The following is a 22,579-nucleotide window of genomic DNA, read 5'->3' on the forward strand; positions in this document are numbered from 1 at the left end:
CGTATTCACCGCGGCATTCTGATCCGCGATTACTAGCGATTCCGACTTCATGGAGTCGAGTTGCAGACTCCAATCCGGACTACGATCGGCTTTTTGAGATTAGCATCCTCTCGCGAGGTAGCAACCCTTTGTACCGACCATTGTAGCACGTGTGTAGCCCTGGTCGTAAGGGCCATGATGACTTGACGTCGTCCCCGCCTTCCTCCAGTTTGTCACTGGCAGTATCCTTAAAGTTCCCGGCTTAACCCGCTGGCAAATAAGGAAAAGGGTTGCGCTCGTTGCGGGACTTAACCCAACATCTCACGACACGAGCTGACGACAGCCATGCAGCACCTGTATGTAAGTTCCCGAAGGCACCAATCCATCTCTGGAAAGTTCTTACTATGTCAAGACCAGGTAAGGTTCTTCGCGTTGCATCGAATTAAACCACATGCTCCACCGCTTGTGCGGGCCCCCGTCAATTCATTTGAGTTTTAGTCTTGCGACCGTACTCCCCAGGCGGTCTACTTATCGCGTTAGCTGCGCCACTAAAGCCTCAAAGGCCCCAACGGCTAGTAGACATCGTTTACGGCATGGACTACCAGGGTATCTAATCCTGTTTGCTCCCCATGCTTTCGCACCTCAGTGTCAGTATTAGGCCAGATGGCTGCCTTCGCCATCGGTATTCCTCCAGATCTCTACGCATTTCACCGCTACACCTGGAATTCTACCATCCTCTCCCATACTCTAGCCAACCAGTATCGAATGCAATTCCCAAGTTAAGCTCGGGGATTTCACATTTGACTTAATTGGCCACCTACGCGCGCTTTACGCCCAGTAAATCCGATTAACGCTTGCACCCTCTGTATTACCGCGGCTGCTGGCACAGAGTTAGCCGGTGCTTATTCTGCGAGTAACGTCCACTATCCAAGAGTATTAATCTCGGTAGCCTCCTCCTCGCTTAAAGTGCTTTACAACCAAAAGGCCTTCTTCACACACGCGGCATGGCTGGATCAGGGTTCCCCCCATTGTCCAATATTCCCCACTGCTGCCTCCCGTAGGAGTCTGGGCCGTGTCTCAGTCCCAGTGTGGCGGATCATCCTCTCAGACCCGCTACAGATCGTCGCCTTGGTAGGCCTTTACCCCACCAACTAGCTAATCCGACTTAGGCTCATCTATTAGCGCAAGGCCCGAAGGTCCCCTGCTTTCTCCCGTAGGACGTATGCGGTATTAGCATCCCTTTCGAGATGTTGTCCCCCACTAATAGGCAGATTCCTAAGCATTACTCACCCGTCCGCCGCTAGGTAATGTAGCAAGCTACTTTTCCCCGCTCGACTTGCATGTGTTAAGCCTGCCGCCAGCGTTCAATCTGAGCCATGATCAAACTCTTCAGTTTAATACTATGTAGCACCTTAAAGGGTGCCAATCTTGGCTCATCAATTTTCTGACAAATATTTCTCAAATAAACTTCGAGTAATTTCTACCATCAATCAATGAAAATAATTTCGATCAATCAACCAGTAAAAATCCACACAAGTTGTTCTTCATAATCTCTTAATGATCTTCTTGCTAATTCGTCACCAGCAAGCTAGGTCGGCTATATTACTCTCTATCTCTAGAAAGTCAACCAGTAATGAAAACTATTTTTCAAACTTATCAAATAAAACCCAACTTAATTAAACTTAACTAAGCCACTGTTTTATCAGAAGTTTTAATCTTCATCACCGCCGATGGATGTGCATTCTACAGCATTTCAGAGCCCGTGCAACACCTTTTTCAAGAAAATCATTTTGTATGTATATTTTTTAAGCTTTTCGTGTGTTTTCATTCATTTTTTATACAAATTTGCTTAAATGATGTCTATTCGTGAATATAACGTTTATTATTTTTATACTAATAAGTAGTGCTACTTACACAGAAAAGGCCTCAGGTTACCTTATGCATCGTTCTATTTACTTATCTATATGCTTATTTTCTTTAGCTTCAAGCGCACATGTTTTCGCCGAGGCGGCCACCAGTGTGGAAAATCTGGAAAACGAGCCTGCAAAAACGCCGCTTAGAACAAAAATCTCGACCAAAGCGCAACAATTACAAACGCAACTGAAAGTTGATGCCAGTGCAGCACAGGCTGAAGAAGTTAAAGATCCTTTTCAACCGTTAAATAGAAAGATCTATCAGTTTAATGATGCGATTGACCGCACCGTGGTACGTCCCATAGCCGTACAATATGTGGAAAAAGTTCCTCAAGATGTTCGTGGCAGCTATACCCAGTTCCGCAGTAACCTAGGTGAACCTTGGAATGTGGTGAATCAGCTGATTCAAGGTCGTCCTGCCCGCGCTGCTAAATCCCTAGGTCGTTTTACCATTAACACCTTAACAACTTTAGGACTGGCTGATCCAGCGCGTCGCCTGGGCTTGAGTCATAAAGAGGAAAAATTTGGAATTACCTTAGGTTATTATGGCGTGCCTTCTGGCCCTTATATCATGTTGCCATTTTTAGGTCCAAGTTCTGTCCGTGGCGTAATCGGTACTGCTGTAGATAGTCAAGCTCGTCCACAAAAATACATTCTCGAAGATGAAGATGGACTTTACTGGACTGATCAGTTTTGGCGTGCCATCGATACCCGTTCAGAAATACTGGACGTTGAAGGAGTGCTGACTGGCGATCGCTATGCGCAGATTCGCGATATTTATTTACAACGTACCAATTATGCAATTGCAGAAAAGAAAGGTACAGAACAAGATACGCTTTTCCTAGAAGATGATTTTGAAGATGACAATTCTGATGATGCACCTTCTAGTGATAGCAACATTGAATCTTCAAACGAAGATCTTTAAGTTTAAGCTTCATGTATGATTGCTAGTGAAAATCTGTTCGCTAGCAATACTTTGCTTGTTATAGTACATCTTATAGCCAATCCTGGGATTGAATCACTTTTTTATGTATTTCATTCAACCGACTCGTGATATTCCTTACTTAGATCAAGTACTTGATACGCTTCCTCATGTTCAGATGATCTATCTGGATGATCATGAACTGTATGACTCTACGATTATTGCGATTGCAGATGTACATGATTATCTGAAATATAAGTGGAATCTGCCTACGATTGTACTGGCCTTAGAAAATGAAGGTACTGCTTTGGCTCAGGCCTGGGAACAAGGTGCTTTAGCCGGCTGGATCTGGAACAAGCTTCCCGAGAATCCAGATCTGGCATTACAAAAAATTGATGCACAATATAAGCGTAACCAGGATAGCCGTGACCTGCCTTCTGCTGCAGAACTACAAAAAAAATTGTTACCGAATCCGATTGAACTGACCAATTACGAGGTCGAAACCTATTTTCAGCCTTCAGCCTATCTTTCAGGGGATTGGTATGATTATTGGAAAATCAGCGACAAAGAAGTGATTTTCTATTTGGCCGATGTATCCGGACATGGCGTCACCAGTAGTTTGCTCACGTCCTGGATGGCAGCTTTCCATGGTCGCTCCAAGACGCCGCGCGAGCTGATCAAGAAGCTGAACGGTATGCTGATGCAGGAAAATATTGAAAAGCACATCACCATGATTGCCGGGATTCTTAATCTGGAAACCCATGTATTAAAATGGTCCAGCGCTGGACATTATCCTCCACCGATTATATTTGAACCCAATCAAGAACCTAAAATCCTCTCTTCCAGCAGTTTCCCTTTGGGCTTAACCGAAGATCTTGAAGTTGAGGAAAATGAATGGGTATTAAGTCGCAATGCGCGCTTTATTATCTGTTCGGATGGCGCACTGGAACCTTTTGATGGTGGTTTAAATGAACAATTCTCGCAATTATTACACCATTTGCAGAATCAATCTTTTCAGGCTCCGGAACATGTGGCTGACGATATCGCCTTTTTAAGCTTTATCCGCGTAAATTAGCAGTATATTTACAGGCTTTATAAGCACTTAATTTGATTACTACTTTCAGCCACTTGAGTATCAATACACCCTATGGGATAATTTAATATCCTTCTCTGCAAATGGCATTTATATGTCAACAGGTCATGTTGAATATGCAAGTCTGAATGGAACGCATATTTTTAAGCTTATCGGCGAAGTGCGTGCCCAATCTTGTATTAGTCTAGACAAATTACTGAACAAAATTGAACAGCAAGACAACGTAGTTGGCGCTATCGTTGATCTCACCGAAACCAGTTTCATTGACAGTACCGTACTGGGTGTTTTAGCGAAACTAGGACTCAAACTCAAGCAAGTACACAATATTCAGGCTGTCATGCTTTCTACCAATTCTGACATTACCACTTTGGCCAACAGTATGGGATTGAGCCAAGTGTTTGTGATTCTGAATTATTGTGGTGATCCAAATGTCTGCACACGTGCGCTGATGGAAGAATATGTCACGCATCAAAATATGCTGAATACGGTTCTGGATGCGCATAAAACCTTGATGAAACTGAATCAAAGCAATCAGAACATGTTTGAACCTTTAGTCAAACAGCTACAGAAAGAGCAAGACAATTTAGATAAAATTTCCGAGCAAAAGGTATAACCATCTTATAAGAGGACCCTATGACTTTACTTTCTGTTGTACAAATGAATTCTCAAAATGAAATTGATGCCAATTTCGTGGAGATTGAATCTTTAATTCAACAAAGTAAGGCCAATGGAGCTGAACTGATTGTTTTCCCGGAAAACTTTGTCTGTTTTGCCGCAGGAAAACAGCGTGAAACTGCTGCACAATTTGAAGTGATTCAGCAGCGTCTGGAACAACTTGCCCATCAATATGACACCTGGATCGTCGCTGGTACATTACCCTGCCCTTATCGTCCGGATGGTTCGATCATTGAAGATGGCCGCGTGCGTACCGTTAGCCTGTGTATCAGTCCGGAACGGACCGAAGCGCGTTATGACAAAATTCACTTGTTTGATGTGCAAGTCGGTGATGCTGTAGGCGGTTATCAGGAATCCAAGTTCTTTGAGCCCGGCACAGATGTTGTCGTAGCCAAAACCCCTTTTGGTAATATTGGTTTAATGGTCTGTTATGACCTGCGTTTTCCGGAACTAGCGTTAAATCTACGAGCCAAAGGTGCAAACCTCTTGACCGCACCTTCTGCTTTTACCTATACCACAGGTGAAATGCACTGGCAGCTTCTTCTGCAAACACGTGCTCTAGATAGCCAATGTTCGGTGCTTGGTGCAGCTCAACAAGGCTGGCATGGAGAAAAACGCCAGACTTGGGGACATGCAGCCGCCACCAATAGTCGTGGACAACTTCTTAATATGATCCATGCAGAAGGTGCTCAACTCATCACCGTCGACTTTGATTTAAATGAACAGCAAAAAGTGCGTGAATCCATGCCTTTAATGCAACACCGTAGACTTCTTCAACTTTCCTGAATCGTTTCATTTGCTTGCATAAAATAACAAAATCCCTGCTTATTCTTCAGGTGAAATCACCGAGCATAGAAGCTCTACGAAAAATAAACAGGGATTTAACTCATGTCATTAGAAAAAGCCGTCTATACCGCACATGCCAAAGCCACAGGGGGCCGTGATGGCCGCGCCATTTCTAACGATCAGATTCTGGACGTCCAATTGGCCGTACCTAAAGAAATGGGGGGACCAGGCGGTGGAACCAATCCTGAACAGCTCTTTGCCGCAGGTTATTCCGCCTGTTTCTTGGGTGCAATGAAATTTGTTGCCAATCGTGACAAGCTCAATATCAGTAAAGATGCCTATATTGAAGGTGATGTTGGGATTGGTCCGATTCCTACCGGGTTCGGGATCGAAGTGACATTAAACATCCATCTTGAAGGCATGGATCAGGAAGAAGCAAAAAAACTGGTGGATGCTGCGCATATTGTCTGTCCATACTCAAATGCGACCCGTAATAATATTGATGTGAACTTAAACGTAATTACTTAATTTTTTTATTTAACAGCTATCCTGAAAAAAGTTTCAGGATAGCTAGACTTCAATTATAAATTTCAAAATTTACCCGCTTCATCTTTTGTCAAAAGCTACTTCTCTTCCCCACTTGAAAACTGCAGCAAAAACTTAAGAAATTATATATAATGATTCTTATTTACATTTATTCGATTTATATTGATGTTAAAACTAGTTCTTCTGAATTCTCTCCTGCTCCTCACTGCTACAACCTCTTTTGCAGATCTTTATCTCTCAGAAAAAATCCGTCCGAAAATAAAATCTCTGCTCAATACTGAAATTGAACGCCTACCCATTCCTGCAACACCCAACAATATGATTCTGCCTGAATTTGGTAAAGGGATTATTGGCTGGGGCGCTGGCCCCAAAGATGCTGAAGCCCGTTTTCTCAATATTACTCAGGCAGATGTTGAAACAATGAAACAGGAAGGACTGAGTTTAGCAATGGCACAAGCCTGGCAGAACTTTTATGAAAATGAAACTCTGCGTAATCCGGGAAATCCGACTGCACCTTTTCGTGCACAACTCATGAAAAAAATCGTCAGTCTCTGGTAAATGTCCAAAAGTCCTGACGATCATTATGATAAAGCGAGCAGATTAAAAAATTATTCTACTGCTTCGTTGGTTACTCGCAATACTTCTTCAATCGTGGTTTTTCCGGCCAATACTTTACGCAGACCATCATCACGAATGGAACCTGACTGCTGACGTGCATAGCTTTCGATTTCATATTCAGCCGCATTGCCATGAATCAAACGGCGCATATGATCATCGACTGGCACAATTTCATAAATCGCGGTACGACCACTAAAGCCAGTATTGCCACAACGTTCACAGCCTTGAGGTTGCGGTAATTTTAAATCTTGGGGATGCTCAATATTGCCAAATAGATTCTTCTCGAAAGCATCTGCTTCATGCCAAGTCGCGCAATGTGGACACAAGGTACGCACCAGACGTTGGGCAATTACCCCGATTAAAGAACTGGAAAGCAAAAATGGTTCAATTCCCATATCTTTCAGACGCGTAACCGCACCAATCGCGGTATTGGTGTGCAAGGTGGATAACACCAGATGTCCAGTCAGGGATGCCTGTACCGCAATTTCTGCCGTTTCCAGATCACGAATCTCACCGACCATGACCACATCCGGGTCCTGACGTAACATCGCTTTTAACGCACGGGCAAAGGTCATATCCACTTTGGTATTGACCTGCGTTTGTCCAATGCCTTCCAGCTGATATTCAATCGGATCTTCAGCTGTGAGGATATTCTTGGAACCGTCATTCAGGTCAGAAAGTGCCGCATACAAGGTGGTGGTTTTACCCGAACCGGTCGGGCCAGTCACCAGAATAATCCCGTGCGGGCGATGTACTAAGGTCTTGAGTCGATCATAGTCATTATTCATCAGACCCAAATGGGTCATGTTCAAACGGCCGGCCTGCTTGTCCAGCAAACGCATCACCACCCGCTCCCCATAAGAAGATGGCAAGGTGGATACACGGACATCGACTTCACGTCCGGCCAAGCGTAATGAAATACGGCCATCTTGAGGAATACGCTTTTCGGCAATATCCAGTTTGGCCATGACTTTAATCCGTGAAACCAGAAGCGGTGCCAGTTCACGGCGTGGCTGTACAATTTCGCGTAACTGGCCATCGACCCGTAAACGCACCGACAGTTTTTTCTCAAAAGATTCAATATGAATATCGGAAGCCCCGACACGAATCGCCTCTGAGAGCAATGCATTGATCAGCCGCACAATCGGCGCATCATCTTCCTGATCCATCAGGTCTTCAGCTTCAGGTACGGAATCAGCCAGGCTGAGTAAATCCGGATGATCTTCCAGACCGGCAGCGACCTGTTGCGATTCGCCGCTATCGCCGGCAAAACTGGAACTGAGTAACTGGTTAAATTCCTGTTCGCTACAGAGTTGAAAATGAGCCGGATAACCGAGCAGACGGCGAGCTTCCTGCAATGCAAGCATCGAGGTATTGTCACGACGCAGAATAAAGGCCTGATCTCCCTCATAACGCAACAGCACACCATGGCGCTTGGCGAAGCTATATGGGATTTGTAATTGTTTAAGTACTTGCATCGCGGATTATAATAATGATGAAAAAATTTAAATTGAGTGTACTCTAAGCATATGACAGCGTGAAGTATGTTTTCAAAGATTTAGCAAGAAAGGGTGCCAAGATTGCCGCGAGATAAAGATGAATTAATCCCGAATACAGCAAAAATGCGCTGGTGGGGAGAACAGAATTTTGAAATAAATCAGTCTAAAGCCTGGCAGTTTGGCTCCTTGCTGTTTCGGCTGACCCGAGGGATTCAGGAATGGCGACTGGAATATTTCCGCCCTTCTGTGCAATATGATTATGAACAGCAATGGCATCAGATTGATGATCCGAATTTTGCCTTTCCCCCACCTGTGAAAATTGAACGCTATATGTTCAAATCCACGCAAAAAAAATTGCAACTGATGCCACGTCTTGCAGACCGTTCTGTGGTGATTAAACCAGTCGATCCGATTTATATTCCTGCTGGACAGCGCGGTACGCTTTATATCAGCACGCCCTTATGGATTGCCGGTTTTGTCGAGGGTCAACGCGAACCGATTTTCGATTTACCGGTAATCTTGCCAAAAGACACTTGGTTTGGACCTAATCACCGTTCGGGGGAAATCTGCTACGCCACCGCAGTTGATGGCAGAACCGAACTGAAACAGTTACATCCGCGAGCCTTTCGTGCAGTCACGCCAATTGAGTTTCACAATACCAGTAACCAGCAATTGCGCTTTGACCGAATGAATGTGCCAGTGCCTGCCCTGCCGCTTTTTTACAGTGAAAGTACCGGCCGCTTATGGACCTCGCAAATCCGCGTTTTGCATGAAAGTTCGGACCGTCCACCACGGATTCGGGTCGAAAACCGCACGCCACCAAATGCTGGTGAAGTGGCCTATCTGCATCCACCGCGTGATCCAGCAGGTGCATTATTTAATATGTTTGATTCATTTTTCTAAGGGCGTCTGATGCCAAGTTCAAATATTCCGACCGAAGTCACCAACAGCCTGAAGGGAGTATTTACCAATATCAATACCGATCGTTTGACCGAAGTTTTGGTGGCGGTGGTGTTGTGCTTTATTGGTTTCCTGATTGCGCGCTTTATTTCCAATACCTTTATTCGCACCATTGGTGTACGTTTTAATGCTCATCAAAAACTGGTCTGGCGCCGCGGGATTTTCTATTTTATCTTCCTGTTGTTTGTGATGGCCAGCCTCAAGGAAGCCGGTTTTAAACTCAGTGTCTTCCTCGGCGCTGCCGGGATTTTAACGGTCGCACTGGGTTTCGCTTCGCAAACATCAGCATCCAACCTGATCAGTGGCCTGTTCCTGATTGGTGAAGGTTCTTTTGAAGTCGGTGATACCATCCAGATTACCTTGATTCGTGGACATACCATTGAAGGTGAAGTGATCTCGATTGATCTGCTCTCGGTTAAACTGTTGACCCAAGATAATATCTATGTGCGTTTGCCAAATGAACAACTGATTCGGGCGCCAGTACAAAACCTGTCAAAATTTCCGATACGGCGGATTCCGATTACCTTGGCAATCAATTTCCATGAAGATATTATCAAGGTGCGCGAAGTTCTGCTGGATGTTGCCAACAAGTATCCACTGGTTCTGGCCGACCCGAAACCTGCAGTCACCGTTACCGCTTTCCGTGAATCTTCGATTGAACTGCTGTTTGCAGTGTGGTGCCAACAGGAAAACTACCTGAAAGTTCGTGATGAAATGCAGGAACGGATTCGCAACGGCTTTGTCGATAACCAGATTGAAATTCCGGTGCCGAAAATGGGCTTTGTCGATCACCCACTTTCCCGCCCTTTGGAAAATGAAGAAATCGATCAATATGCCAATGAAAAGACCCTCAAAAGAGAGCCTGATCTGAAATAACCCTTAGATTCCCTCTCCTTTTTAAAGGAGAGGGTTAGCGAGAGGATTCAAAGCTCCTTCTCCGGCATCGGCGCAATATAAGCAATCAGCAGCATCACCCCACCCGCCAGCAAGAAGGAAATCACCCGGGTCAGGGTGCCAATATGTGACAGGTCAAATAGTACGAGTTTCAAAGTCACAATCACCAGAATACTGCCACCTAAAATCCACATCGGTTTCAGTTTTCTGAGTGTTGCTGTCCACATGGTGATCCAGGCCAGCAATACCCAGAGTATGGTCAGACTAAGTTGAACTGTTGCATTGCTCCATAATGCCAGCTCATTAAACGGTGTCTGCAGATACACATGTAAAGCTCTTAAAACAATATAACTGGAAAGCCATAACAGGCTTAGTACCATTAAAACCGCCATCATGCCTTTATCACGTCCCACCTTGATTTGCTGTAACAGCATCCAGATAAAACTGGCAAACATGGCGATACTGATCAGGTCAAAAGGATTCAGGATCGGCAGCCAGTAATATTGAAAGGCTTGCTGGCTAAACAGCTGTGAACATACCAGCCAGCTTCCCATCAGCAATAAACAGCTCTTGGTTTGCCAAAGCTGCTGCCAACCTGACTGCACATCCTGTCGATAGCACCACAGGCAGAAGAATAAAGGTAAAATCACCATGCTCAGATAAGGCATGTTCGGGATCAGGCATACACTTGCCAAAGCCAGACTACTAAAAACACCAAAGCTCATCCACTCCTTGGAGAGCTGCAAGCCAGCCAACGGTCTAAGCCACAAAATGGCTAGTAGCATCGTAGAAAGGGCAAAAACTCCACGTTCAAAACTACTATTCCAGACAATCACCGCATTTTGACTACGATCCAGGGTCAGAATCGCCGCAATGACCAGCAAGGGCGAGATGCCACTCCACTTCGGCAGTAACCAGGACCATTCCTGGGTTTTGCGCAGGATCATTTCATTGAACAGTACATAACCCAGTGTGATGATAAATAAACTCAGCACATAGGCATGCTGACTCGGAAATTCATCTTCCAGCAAGGCAAATAACATCAGACTGGCCGCGACACTCACGCTGCTTAAAAAGCTGACACTCAGACTATCCATCTGCTGCTGGTACTGTTTTTTAAGCTGGCTGATGACTACGACTGCCACATAGCACAGACTCAAAATCCAGAAAATGATTCGCGGTGTTGGATTAATCTCGACCAGATAATACAGGCTGCTGAATCCGGCCATCAGCAATAAGCCCATGCTCAGATAGTGTGCTACCCGGACATTTTTTTCCAAGGCCCACAAATAAATCAGAACACCTTCAACGGCCCAGCCGACCACACTCCATTGCTCTGTCAATAAGATCGGTGGCACCAAGGCGAGAAAAATCAGCATCAGGCTCAGATAGCTCTGCGAAATGAGCTGGATAGTTTGTTTACGGCGCAACAGTGTCCAGCAAGCGGCAAAGACCAGTGCAAAGAACAGGCTTAACCCAGCTTGCCAGAGTTTTTGATTGGGCTGATTAAAATGAATCAGATACAGAAAAATATAAGCGGTAATAGGGGCAGCAAAAATCAGCGCTAAGTCCAATACCGGTTTTAACTGAAAACGTGAGAGATCCTGTCGTGCCAGCAACTGGCTAAAGCGGAAACCTAGCCAGATAAACAGTGCACTATGTGCCAGAATCAGCGCAGTCATGGCATAACGCTCATATGTATAACCATGAATCAGGCTATATATCCCGCCAACGACCCCAGTGACTAAAAAAGCAATTTGATTGAGAATCTTCCATGGTCGGAAACTGCTCAGCACTGCCATCCCGATATTGATCAGCAGATAATAGCTAATCAACTCAACAGCCGAAGCATCGCGGGTAGGCAAGGTAAACGGCGCCAGATAAGCAATCAGCAAAGCCATCAAGGCCAGTTCGATGCTTTCCTGTTTCAGACTTAAATACAAAGTGATGGCCAGAATGATGAGGAATAGCAAAGTCGCCAACGGTAACGTGGGAATCACCAGATTGTAATAGGCAAAAAATAAGGTCAGGAACAGACTCCCCAAACCCAGTCCTTCCAGTGCCAGAGCAAAACTCCGATTTTTTTGCATCAGGCGATAACCCAGACCTGTTACACAGCCACTTGCCAGTGCAACCAGGCCCAATTTTGCAGCCAGACTGAGTTGCCAGTGCTCAGTGGCAAAGCGCAGCAGTAAAATAATCCCAATCACCAAAATACTGATTGCGACCTTGAGGACAGGATTCCCCTGAAAAAGCCAGCGCTGCAGTTGATCTACCAGATGAGGAGAATCGTTTACCTCTTGGGCAGACTCGGTTTTCACCAATGGAACAGAATCGGATCGATCCGGTGATCGCTGTAAGGGATCGGCAGAAAGAGATTGTGATTGCAGCTGTATCAAGCGCCCTTCCAGACGTTGCAGCCACTTGAGCAAAAAGAATACCCAGGCCGTAATCCCAATTCCCATCAGCCAATCCAGTTCAGCCAGTCCACCAACAATGGCAGTAATTGAAGAAATATATAAAGGAACTTTAGAATTGCGTTCTAGGGACATCTGCTGCTGTCCGGCCAATTGATTCAGCGGTGCTTCTACCGCAGTGACATATTGCATCACGCTAAAGATAAAACCCAAACCACACAGATAAGTCACAATCTGATAACCCAGATACCAGGCGCTGATCCCGGTAATCAGCAAGGTAATCAGCCAGATCATGCGTAACTCATTCCGTCCTGCAGCCATTCTTATATTTCTCTTTCCTGAATCGTTCCATCATACAACAGCTTGTGCTGCTTATTTCATCTTCGGCCGATATTCGCTAAGCTGTAAACTCAGACTCGCCTCAGCGAGCGCGGTAAAAATCACGTACAATAGCGCTGTATTTTGAATAAGGAATTGATTACATGCCACCATTTGTCTTGGTCGATGGCTCTTACTTTTTATTTCGTGCCTTTCACGCACTGCCACCATTAACCACGTCAACCGGTTTACATACCAATGCAATTCGTGGTGCGATTTCTGCTATTCAAAAACTGATGCGCCGGACCCAACCGACCCATATGGCGGTAATTTTCGATACCCCAGAGCCAACCTTCCGGCACGAGCTGTCACCGATTTATAAAGGTGACCGTCCCAGCATGCCAACGGAATTATCCGAACAGATTCCTTATCTACATGCCTTGATCCGCGCTTTGGGCATTCCCCTGCATACCTTGCCAGGTGCCGAAGCCGATGACATTATTGGGACACTGGCCAAACGTGCCGAGGCGATGGGACATCAGGTGCTGATCTCTACGGGCGATAAAGATATGGCACAACTGGTGACCGAAAAAGTCACCCTGGAAGACAGCTTTAAAGAAAAACCGCTGGATGTCGACGGTGTGTTTGAAAAGTTTGGCGTCTGGCCGAATCAGATTATTGACTATCTCACCCTGATGGGCGATGCATCAGATGGCATTATGGGCGTGCCAGGTGTAGGTGCCAAAACGGCAGCAAAACTGCTCACTGAATATGGCTCGATCGGCGGAATTTTAGAAAATGTCGACAAGATCAAAGGCAAAGTCGGTCAAAATATTAAAGAACATGTCGATGGCATTGCACTGGATCACCAGTTGGCCAGTATTGTGATCGATCTGGATCTTAACTTTGGTTATGACGATTTAAAACTGTGTGAGCCGAATGTCGAGACCTTACGTCATTTGTACACCGAGCTGGAATTCCGTAACCAGCTGCAGTCCTTAGATCACCCGAACAACCCGAATAATTCAAATTACCAGCAAGCAGCAAAATCTATTAACGCCAAAGCGCTTGCAGCACCCGAACCTCTGGAAGACCATGCGTCTGTGACCAGCAGTGATGACCAGCTAGGTCAAGCGACCTACCACACAGTATTAAGCCAGCAGGACTGGGACACACTGTTTGAGCGCCTAAGTACCGAAAAACGTTTTGCCTTTGATACCGAAACCACCAGTTTGGATTATCGTATTGCACAGATTGTCGGTTTCTCGGTCGCCTTCGATGCGCAGAATGCTTATTATGTTCCCTTGGCACATGATTATGAAGGCGCACCGGAGCAGCTGAATCGTGAAGTAATTCTGGCGCAGATCAAACCAATTCTGGAAGATGAGTCTGTAAAGAAAATTGGTCATCATCTAAAATATGATGCACATGTACTGGAAAATCATGGCATTCATCTGGCAGGCTGGTATTTCGACACCATGCTGGCTTCCTATGTCCTGAATTCTGTCGCAACCCGTCATGGCATGGATGATGTGGCCCGTCTGTATTTGAGTCATCTGACCACGACTTATGAACAGGTGGCCGGTAAAGGTGCTAAACAGAAGACCTTCAACCAGATTCAACTTGAAACTGCAGCACATTATGCCGCAGAAGATGCACATGTCACCTATCGCCTTTATGAAGTCTTGAGCAGCAAATTGCAGGCACACCCTGAACTGGTGAATATTCTGCATAATATTGAAGTTCCGGTCGCACGTGTACTGACGCAAATGGAAGAAAACGGCATCGAACTGGATCTTGCTTTTCTGGATCAGCTTGGGGGCGAATTTTCCAACACCATGCACAATCTGGAAAACCAGATCATGGAAATTGCCGGTGAAAGCTTTAATGTCAGCTCACCTAAACAGGTCGGTGAAGTTCTGTTTGAAAAGCTGGGGCTAAAAGGCGGTAAAAAAACCACCACCGGACAATACAGTACCAGTGAAAGTGTACTGGAAAAAATTGAACATCCGATTGCCCAGCTAATTCTGGAATATCGTGGTTTGTCCAAGCTGAAAAGTACCTATACCGATGGCTTATGCAAACAGGCCAATCCTGATACCCATCGTGTGCATACCAGTTATCATCAGGCACTGACTGCAACTGGCCGTTTATCATCGACTGATCCAAACCTGCAGAACATTCCGATTCGTGCCGAAATTGGCCGTCAAATCCGTAAGGCTTTTGTGGCACCTGAAGGCCGTGTCTTGCTGGCAGCCGATTACTCACAAATTGAATTGCGTCTCATGGCACATTTATCTCAGGATGAAGCCCTGCTGGATGCCTTTATTCATGGTCAGGATGTACATCGCCGTACTGCAGCTGAAGTTCTAGGCATTCCTCTGGAAGAAGTGACCAATGACCAGCGCCGTCAGGCCAAGGCCGTCAACTTCGGCCTACTTTACGGCATGTCCGAGTTTGGTTTGATCCGACAGTTGGGCTTTACCCGTCAGGAATCACAGGATTATATCAAGCAATATTTCCACCGTTATCCGGGCATTTATGACTATATGCAACGTACCCGTCAGGTCGCATTAGAACAAGGCTTTGTTGAAACCCTGCTCGGACGCCGTTTATATACCCCAGATATTGATGCCCGTAATATGATGGTGCGTAAAGCGGCAGAGCGTGCTGCGATTAATGCTCCGCTACAAGGTTCGGCTGCGGATATCATTAAAATGGCGATGATTGAAGTCGACAAGATGTTGCCGAAAGATCAGGCCAAAATGCTGTTGCAAGTACATGATGAACTGGTATTTGAAGTGGATGAAGACATTGCCGATGAACTCGCACCTAAACTGGCAGAAGTGATGCAATCGGTATTGCAGATTTCTGTACCATTGGTGGTAGAAGTGGGTAAAGGCAAAAACTGGGATGAGGCGCATTAATGTGCCTTTAACCCCATCTTCCTTATAGGAGGTGAGGAATATATTCCGCAAGGGGATGGAGGGGATTTTAATTTATAATCCTCATCTACAGGCAGCGATATTAAAATCTTTTCTACTATCAAGTTTTGAACGCATATTTTTCTATTTTTAGGAAATCAGCAGCACTACTGGTTAAGAGCATCCAAGTTCCCTCTCCTCTCAGGCATAGGTATCTACACAATTCCTGAACTTTGCGTTAAATTGAAGAGCATGCTCTTCAATTTAACATCTCTGGCCTGGATCAGCGTCTTGTCAAGCGCTATAACAGCCTTGTAAAGCTCAATATGAACCCTCTTGCTTCACTTGCTCCGGCAATCAAAGACCTGGCTTCTGCCCAAAAGTCGAGTTTCGCAACCACACAAGCGGTCTGGCGATTCCTGAATAATGACAAAATCTCTTTTAGTCAGTTAAACCAGCCAATTGAACATCTTGCATGTGAACAGATCAAGGCATCACCGCATCAATATGCATTGATTGTTCATGACTGGTCTCAGCTACAGTATGTGAAACACCATCATAAAATTCAGCGCCTGCAAAGAACCCATCAATATGATTCAGGCTATGAATTGCAAAGCAGTCTGCTGGTTGATGCAGCCTCGGGACTACCTATTGCGCCACTGGCGCAGACACTATCAGATGCCTCAGGCTGCTATTCCACATTCAGTCAACACTCTGCTGGGCGCAAATCTCATCTAGATTCACTTACCGAACAAATCAAAGTGATTGAACAATATCCCATTGAGAAAACATGTGTTCATATCATTGATCGTGAAGGTGACTCCATTGCCCACCTAAGGGAAATGAGCAGCCAGGGTTTTAAATGGCTGATTCGGGCGAAAGAAGGCCATCGAATTGAGCATCAGGGCAAAACATGCAAAGTTGCAGAAGCCGCAGAACGAGTAGAAACGCAGCAGGTCCAGCCGATTGCCTATAAAGGAAACCGGCATATGTTGCATGTGGGAGAAACTGCTATCCGGATAACACGTGCAGCAAAACCGAAGAGAAATGACGATTCAGGCCAACGGGTTGCTCCCCAGCCAGGGAGTGCGATTGAAGCCAGATTAATTGTTGCCGTAGTGAAAGATGATCAGGATAAGACCGTCGCAAGATGGTCACTAATCAGCAATGTTCCATCAGAGATTACTACGGTAGAGATGACGACCTGGTATTACTGGCGCTGGACAATTGAATGCTATTTCAAGCTGCTCAAGCAGGCAGGTCATGATATTGAAGCATGGCTTCAGACCAGACCTGAAGCCATTTTAAGGCGGTTACTGATTAGCTGTATGGCTTGTGTTTTAACTTGGCGAATCCAGCGTTCTGAAGATGAACACCATCAGAAAATTCGTGTATTTCTCACCCGTCTTTCAGGTCGGCAGCAGAAAAGAGGTAGGTTGGAAAGTGCACCTGCCTTATTGGCAGGGCTTTCGATTTTACTGAACACTCTTCAACTGCTCTCGGAATATTCAATAGATGAACTCAATGAGATAGCCACAATGGCATTAGGTATCTCATAGATGTGTAGATACCTATGCCTCTCAGGAGAGGGTTAGGGAGAGGTTAAAATCCCATCTTCTTCTTGCACTTCGATTAAAACTTGTCAAGGTTTGGCAAGTTTAACAAATCCCTCCCAACCTCCCTTTTCTAAAGGGAGGAGCAAATAAAAAGGACGCCTCAGCGTCCTTTTCTTTTCATTCAGATTAAAAACCCGTTAACAATACAATTGCCACCTGGTTCATGATCATTTCAATCACAATCAAGGCCAGAATTGCCAGGATTGGAGACAGGTCAATCATGCCCATATTTGGCATAATCCGGCGGAAAGGTGCCAGCAATGGCTCGGCAAGTTCCTGAACTACTTCAATATAAGGTGAACGGGATTGGGTAAACATCACCACCCAGCTTAAAATAATAGTAGCGAAAATCAAATAACGACAGAAACGGATCAGATCCTGCATCATGGTAACAAAAGTCAGAATAATCAGATGGACAGGCCCATTCGGCATCCCACCTGACAGATACATCATGCCAAAAATTTTAAGCAGATAGAGCACGACCAATAATGCCAAAGCAGCAGTACTGACTCGGCCTTTGGCCAAGGTTGGGAAAATTCGACCAAATACATCTACAATTTTAGTGGCTTTCACGGTAGAAAGAACCACAGGATTGTAAGGACTGACCGCTGCCAGTTGCATTAAAAATCGGAAGAATACGAGCAAAATCGCGACGTTAATGATAATGCCAAAAATTAGCGCAGAATTTGCACCCATACTTGAACGTTCCTAAAAATTAAACTGAAGATTTGCTGCTTTCACTGAGCTCTTGTGCCAGTTCTTGACTGCGTTTTTGTGCAGCGGCAAGTGCCGCCTGAATATTTTGAGAAATCTGGGCGCGATCAAAGACTTCAAGTGCCGCCTGTGTAGTCCCATTTGGAGAAGTCACATTTTTACGTAACTGAGCCGGCGTATTCGAGCTGGTAATCGCCATTTGCGCCGCGCCTAAAGCGGTCTGCAAGGTGAGTGCAGTTGCAACTTTTTCATCCAGACCTAAATTTTTACCCGCACGAATCATACTTTCCATCATATAGAAAAAGTAAGCCGGACCCGAACCCGAGACTGCAGTGACTGCATCAATTTGTGCTTCTGAGTCAACCCAAATGGTCAGTCCGGTCGATGCCAGAACCTGACTGGCTAGCTCACGGTCACTCGTTTCCACAAATGCATTGGCATATAAACCATGTGCCCCAGTCTGTACCAGTGCTGGCGTGTTCGGCATAACTCGTACAATGCGCTCAGTCCCCAATAATGCTGACAATGTGGCAATTTCTGCACCAGCAACAATGGAAATAATCAGCTTATTATTGACCAGACCTTTTAATGGTTGCAGCACTTGAGCCAAAACCTGAGGTTTTACCGCCAGTACGACAATATCTGCATCCTGAATTGCAGCGCTATTATCCCCGGTCACATTAATTTCTTTTTCCGCCAATAAAGCACGGACTTTTTCGACCGGATCAGAAACTGTAATACGTGTTGCTGGCAAACCACGTGAAATCAGACCGCCAATTAAGGCTTGGGCCATATTACCGCCACCAATAAAACAGATATTACAATTTAAAGCTGCACTCATGTTCAATGCTCGTCGTTGAGTTCTAAAGTTGAAGAAACCGAAATCGGCAGCCATCCGCCTGCTTCACAATATGCAGATTGGGCCAACCAAAATCCTTTAGGGGTAAACACGCCTAGCATAACATTATCTGTGCTTAATATTTGAATAGTATGCCGAGCCCAGGGAAATATTTGCGCTTCCTGAATGGCTTTTTTCAGCGGCCAGGTACCGACACGGCCATATAAATGAATTTTTTCGCCACCTTGCCGCTGCTGCAAATGCAAAGGTTGCTGCAATAATGCAGGAGATAAACCTAGCTGGGCAGGCTGAATGATAAATTTCCCTGACAAAACCTGCACGCTGTCTTTTAAAGCGAATTTTATAGTTTTCGGGCTAGTTTGAACTTGTTGTTGATCAGCTAAATAGATCTCTGCGGCCAAACGATATAATTGCTGCTGATAGCGTACATAGTAAAAGCCTTGCCAATACAATGCCGCCTGAGCATCTTGCTTGGCATGAATGACTTCGCGTTGCAAACGCTCTACCATCGCTAAAGATGGACGATACTGTTCTTTACCTTTCATCCAGGCAGAGAGCAATTGACGTTGTCGTGATTTTGAAAGCTGTAAAAATTTACCAAGATCGAGCTGCGTTTCAGTTCCACAAGATGCTAAATCCTGTTGCAGCACTTCTTGTAAAATGTCTTGAGCATCCTGCATCAGCTCACTGGTTCGCACCAAGGCGGCTTGCATTTTAGGATAACGTTCGCTTAATACCGGCCACAGCGTCTGGCGTGCCCAGGCCCGGTCATAATAGGTATCAGCATTGGTCGGATCTTCAATATTCTGAACATTCAGGTCTGATGCCCATTGGCAAATCTGCTCACGGGAAATATTCAGTAGTGGCCGCCAAATCGTCAGATTTTCACGTATATCGATCTGTTTCATGGCTGCTAAACCATCAACGCCGGCGCCAGACAATAAACGCAACATTAGGGTTTCCGCCTGATCTTGTTGATGGTGTGCCAGCACCAACATTTCATCCGCTTGTAAATGTTGCAGATAGGCCTGATAACGTGAATTGCGCGCTTGCTGTTCCAAATTGCCACTGGCGACATTGACGGGCTGAATGATACAGGGAATATTCAGTTGCCGACACTGCTGCTGAACAAAAGTGCCCCATGCACTACTGATACTTTGCAGCTGATGATCCACATAGATTGCCCGGATTTTTTCCGAGCATAAAAAAAACATCAGATGCAGCAACAACATAGAATCTACGCCACCACTGCATCCGATGAGAAATTTTGTCTCTGCAGGAAAGTCCTGCAGCTGTTTTAAGAAACCAGACCTAAATTGTCGCTGCCAAACTTCATTAAACGTTGGTAACGTGCTTCGCATCGTGCTTGCGCTTCCATTAGTTGCAGTTCGTTCAAAGCTTCTTTCAGCACTGCTTTCAAGCTGTTCATGACCTGATCCGGATTTAAGTGAGCACCCTCACCTTCATCCACCACATATTCTACAATACCCATTTTCTGCAATTTTTCTGCAGTCAGAGCCAAGGCTTCACTAGCCTGTTCAGCTTTTTCAGCGGTTTTCCAAAGAATTGAGGCACAGCCTTCCGGTGAAATCACCGAATAAATACTGTGAGAGAGCATCACCACACGATCTGCTACCCCAATACCCAGCGCACCACCTGAACCGCCTTCACCCAGTACAGTTGCAATCACAGGTACTTTCAAATTAGAAAGCTGAGCCAGACTGGTGGCAATCGCTTCAGCCTGACCACGTTCTTCTGCACCGACACCCGGATAAGCGCCCATAGTGTCAATAAAAGTAAAGACTGGCAGGTTAAAACGCTCTGCCATGTCTAGCAGACGCTGTGCCTTACGATAACCTTCCGGGTTACTCATGCCAAAATTATGCTGTAATTTTTCACGGGTGCTACGACCACGATGCTGACCAACGATCATCACCGGTTGACCATCGAAACGAGCCAGACCACCGATCATCGCGCCATCATCACCATATAGGCGGTCACCATGTAAAGCATCAAATTCAGTGAATATTTCACCCACATAGTCCAGGAATTGTGGACGTTCTGGATGACGTGCAATCTGCACTGTCGCCCATGCTTTTGATGGAGTTGCTTTATTTTTCATAGGTTAACCGTTTTCATCCCTATAAAGGTATTAATTAACAAACTGTTCGGATTGAATCGAGAGTTCAATCTCCCAATTTTTAAATTGCTGCTGTTCATCGTGCAGTTCAGCGACCAGCAATGGCCATTGCTTGGCATCACCAGACACGCTGAGGTGCCATTGTTGCGCATTTTCAACCTTGAGTTCAATGGCAGGAAGCATCTCATCGCTACGACTGTGATTGACCAAAACCGACAGACGAAGCAGCAAACATAACCATAAAAGTTTAGATCCACCGACTTTCATCACATCAATCTTGGCATCAGCGCGCAATTTACGCCGATGGTGCGCGACCAAATGTGACAAATGATTTTGATCAACTTGCGAGAAACCGGCAATATCCGAATGTTGTAATAAATACGCGCCATGACGATGATAGCCACTGTGACTGATGGCCAAACCAATCTCATGCAGATAGGCGGCACGACGTAACAGGTCACTATCTTCAACACTCAACCCGAGTTCACTGGCCACGTCATTAAACAGTTTTTGTGCAGTCTGGACCACACGCTCGGCCTGTTTGGCATCGGCATTATAACGACCAATCAGGGCATGTACGGAACGATCACGGATATCTTCATGCTTGAAACGGCCCAGCAAGTCATACATCACGCCTTCACGCAGCGCACCATCCGAATAAACCAGATGATTAATTCCGAGCACATCAAATACAGCATAGAGAATGGCAATCCCAGCCGGCAATACCGCGCGGCGGTCTTCTTTGAGACCTTCGAATTCCATATCCGAGACATATTTATATTTGAGCAGTTTGTCTTTGAGTTTTTCCAGGCCTTCACGAGTGAGCTGTTCTTTGTCATTGCTCCAGCCCATATTGATACAAATCTGACGACAAGCCTTGATCGTGCCACTGGAACCGACCACCGCATCCCAGCCGGCTTCTTTATAGGTATTGGCAATTCCGGAGATTTCTTTACGCGCCGCAGTAACCGCTTTATCAAAAGCTTTGGCACTGATCTCACCATCCTGAAAATAAGCCTTAGTAAAGGCGACACAGCCCATCTGCACCGATTCAGTATGAATCGGCTCGAACTCTTCACCAATAATCAGCTCAGTCGAACCGCCACCGATGTCAACCACCAGACGACGACCACTGTTGGCCATAGTATGCGATACACCCAGATAAATCAGACGGGCTTCTTCACGGCCGGCAATAATTTCGATCGGTTTCGGTAAAATTTCTGCGGCTTTCTGGATAAATTCATGACCATTTTTGGCTTGACGTAAAGCATTCGTCGCCACGATCCGTAATCGGTTCGGCTGAACTGCACCTAAACGTCCAACGAAACGGGCCAGACAAGCCAAACCGCGTTGCTGGGCGGCTTCGGTTAAATTCTTATTTTCGTCTAGTCCTGCGGCAAGCTGAACTTTTTCTGACATTGATGCCACTTTCTTCACTTCGCCATGATCTACACGGGCGATGGCCAAATGAAAGCTGTTTGATCCCATATCGATGGCGGCAAGTAATTCTTCATCAATCAAAAAGTCAGACATTCCAGAAATAAACCTTTAACGAATTGTGCTTAGAGTAATTCACATGCATGCAATTTAAAAGCCATTTGTAGCGACAATTTAATGCCTTATTCTTTTTTGTATCGGGAATAATAGTGAGACACGATCATCACTATCGTGATCATCCATTAGACAAAATAACATTAAGCATTGAA

At 45.5% G+C, this 22,579-nt stretch carries 17 protein-coding genes and 1 rRNA gene; 10 read left to right on the forward strand and 8 right to left on the reverse strand.

Annotation, left to right across the window (positions count from 1 at the left end; translation table 11 throughout):
- Positions 1–1,375, reverse strand: a 16S ribosomal RNA gene (locus tag F890_RS18310).
- Positions 1,376–1,917: 542 nt separating this feature from the next.
- Between F890_RS18310 and F890_RS13615 the strand changes: the two genes are divergently transcribed.
- From F890_RS13615 to F890_RS13640, 6 genes are all read left to right on the forward strand, one after another.
- The gene (locus F890_RS13615; RefSeq protein WP_005267413.1) at positions 1,918–2,817 is read left to right on the forward strand and encodes an MlaA family lipoprotein; all 900 of its coding nucleotides are present in this window, start codon (positions 1,918–1,920) and stop codon (positions 2,815–2,817) included.
- 103 nt (positions 2,818–2,920) lie between these two features.
- Entirely contained in the window at positions 2,921–3,889 is a 969-nt protein-coding gene (gene gigA / locus F890_RS13620) for an RsbU family protein phosphatase GigA (protein WP_004732911.1), read from the forward strand.
- Between the two features lie 112 nt (positions 3,890–4,001).
- Positions 4,002–4,520, forward strand: coding sequence for an anti-anti-sigma factor GigB (gene gigB / locus F890_RS13625; protein ID WP_005103337.1), 519 nt, complete (start codon positions 4,002–4,004; stop codon positions 4,518–4,520).
- A 20-nt stretch (positions 4,521–4,540) separates the two neighbouring features.
- Entirely contained in the window at positions 4,541–5,368 is an 828-nt protein-coding gene (locus F890_RS13630) for a carbon-nitrogen hydrolase family protein (RefSeq protein ID WP_004647541.1), read from the forward strand.
- Between the two features lie 102 nt (positions 5,369–5,470).
- Entirely contained in the window at positions 5,471–5,896 is a 426-nt protein-coding gene (locus F890_RS13635; protein ID WP_005103335.1) for an organic hydroperoxide resistance protein, read from the forward strand.
- 183 nt (positions 5,897–6,079) lie between these two features.
- Complete coding sequence (locus F890_RS13640; protein WP_005103334.1) at positions 6,080–6,472, forward strand: DUF4951 domain-containing protein; 393 nt, start codon at positions 6,080–6,082, stop codon at positions 6,470–6,472.
- A gap of 50 nt (positions 6,473–6,522) precedes the next feature.
- Here F890_RS13640 and gspE read toward each other — a convergent pair whose 3' ends face one another.
- A complete protein-coding gene (gene gspE / locus F890_RS13645) occupies positions 6,523–8,010 on the reverse strand; it encodes a type II secretion system ATPase GspE (protein WP_005267419.1) in 1,488 nt (495 codons plus the stop codon).
- A gap of 144 nt (positions 8,011–8,154) precedes the next feature.
- Here gspE and F890_RS13650 point away from each other — a divergent pair, with 144 nt between their 5' ends.
- Both F890_RS13650 and F890_RS13655 read left to right on the forward strand, forming a co-directional pair.
- Entirely contained in the window at positions 8,155–8,934 is a 780-nt protein-coding gene (locus tag F890_RS13650) for a hypothetical protein (RefSeq protein ID WP_162924849.1), read from the forward strand.
- Between the two features lie 9 nt (positions 8,935–8,943).
- On the forward strand, positions 8,944–9,867 hold the full coding sequence (locus F890_RS13655) for a mechanosensitive ion channel family protein (protein ID WP_005261908.1): 924 nt from the start codon (positions 8,944–8,946) through the stop codon (positions 9,865–9,867).
- Between the two features lie 47 nt (positions 9,868–9,914).
- Here F890_RS13655 and F890_RS13660 read toward each other — a convergent pair whose 3' ends face one another.
- On the reverse strand, positions 9,915–12,623 hold the full coding sequence (locus F890_RS13660) for a DUF2339 domain-containing protein (protein WP_005103329.1): 2,709 nt from the start codon (positions 12,621–12,623) through the stop codon (positions 9,915–9,917).
- Between the two features lie 161 nt (positions 12,624–12,784).
- Here F890_RS13660 and polA point away from each other — a divergent pair, with 161 nt between their 5' ends.
- Positions 12,785–15,547, forward strand: coding sequence for a DNA polymerase I (gene polA, locus F890_RS13665; RefSeq protein WP_004732926.1), 2,763 nt, complete (start codon positions 12,785–12,787; stop codon positions 15,545–15,547).
- A 323-nt stretch (positions 15,548–15,870) separates the two neighbouring features.
- On the forward strand, positions 15,871–17,103 hold the full coding sequence (locus tag F890_RS13670; protein ID WP_004730312.1) for a transposase: 1,233 nt from the start codon (positions 15,871–15,873) through the stop codon (positions 17,101–17,103).
- 183 nt (positions 17,104–17,286) lie between these two features.
- Here F890_RS13670 and F890_RS13675 read toward each other — a convergent pair whose 3' ends face one another.
- The 5 genes from F890_RS13675 to ppx are packed head-to-tail and all read right to left on the reverse strand — an operon-like array spanning position 17,287 to position 22,406.
- A complete protein-coding gene (locus F890_RS13675) occupies positions 17,287–17,856 on the reverse strand; it encodes a YggT family protein (RefSeq protein WP_004732929.1) in 570 nt (189 codons plus the stop codon).
- Positions 17,857–17,875: 19 nt separating this feature from the next.
- Positions 17,876–18,715 carry a pyrroline-5-carboxylate reductase gene (gene proC, locus F890_RS13680; protein WP_004732930.1) on the reverse strand — a complete coding sequence of 280 codons (840 nt, stop codon included), beginning with the start codon at positions 18,713–18,715 and terminating at the stop codon, positions 17,876–17,878.
- Between the two features lie 2 nt (positions 18,716–18,717).
- A complete protein-coding gene (gene tilS, locus F890_RS13685) occupies positions 18,718–20,094 on the reverse strand; it encodes a tRNA lysidine(34) synthetase TilS (protein ID WP_080593407.1) in 1,377 nt (458 codons plus the stop codon).
- Positions 20,031–20,855, reverse strand: a complete 825-nt coding sequence (locus F890_RS13690; protein WP_004732934.1) for an acetyl-CoA carboxylase carboxyltransferase subunit alpha — start codon at positions 20,853–20,855, stop codon at positions 20,031–20,033. The genes tilS and F890_RS13690 overlap by 64 nt, the downstream gene beginning before the upstream one ends.
- A gap of 30 nt (positions 20,856–20,885) precedes the next feature.
- Positions 20,886–22,406: an exopolyphosphatase gene (gene ppx / locus F890_RS13695; RefSeq protein WP_004732937.1), complete on the reverse strand. Its 1,521-nt coding sequence runs from the start codon at positions 22,404–22,406 to the stop codon at positions 20,886–20,888.
- Between the last annotated feature and the right edge of the window lie 173 nt (positions 22,407–22,579).

Origin of the sequence: Acinetobacter sp. CIP 64.7 (assembly GCF_000369745.1) — a bacterium.
GTDB classification, from domain to species: Bacteria; Pseudomonadota; Gammaproteobacteria; order Pseudomonadales; family Moraxellaceae; genus Acinetobacter; species Acinetobacter fasciculus.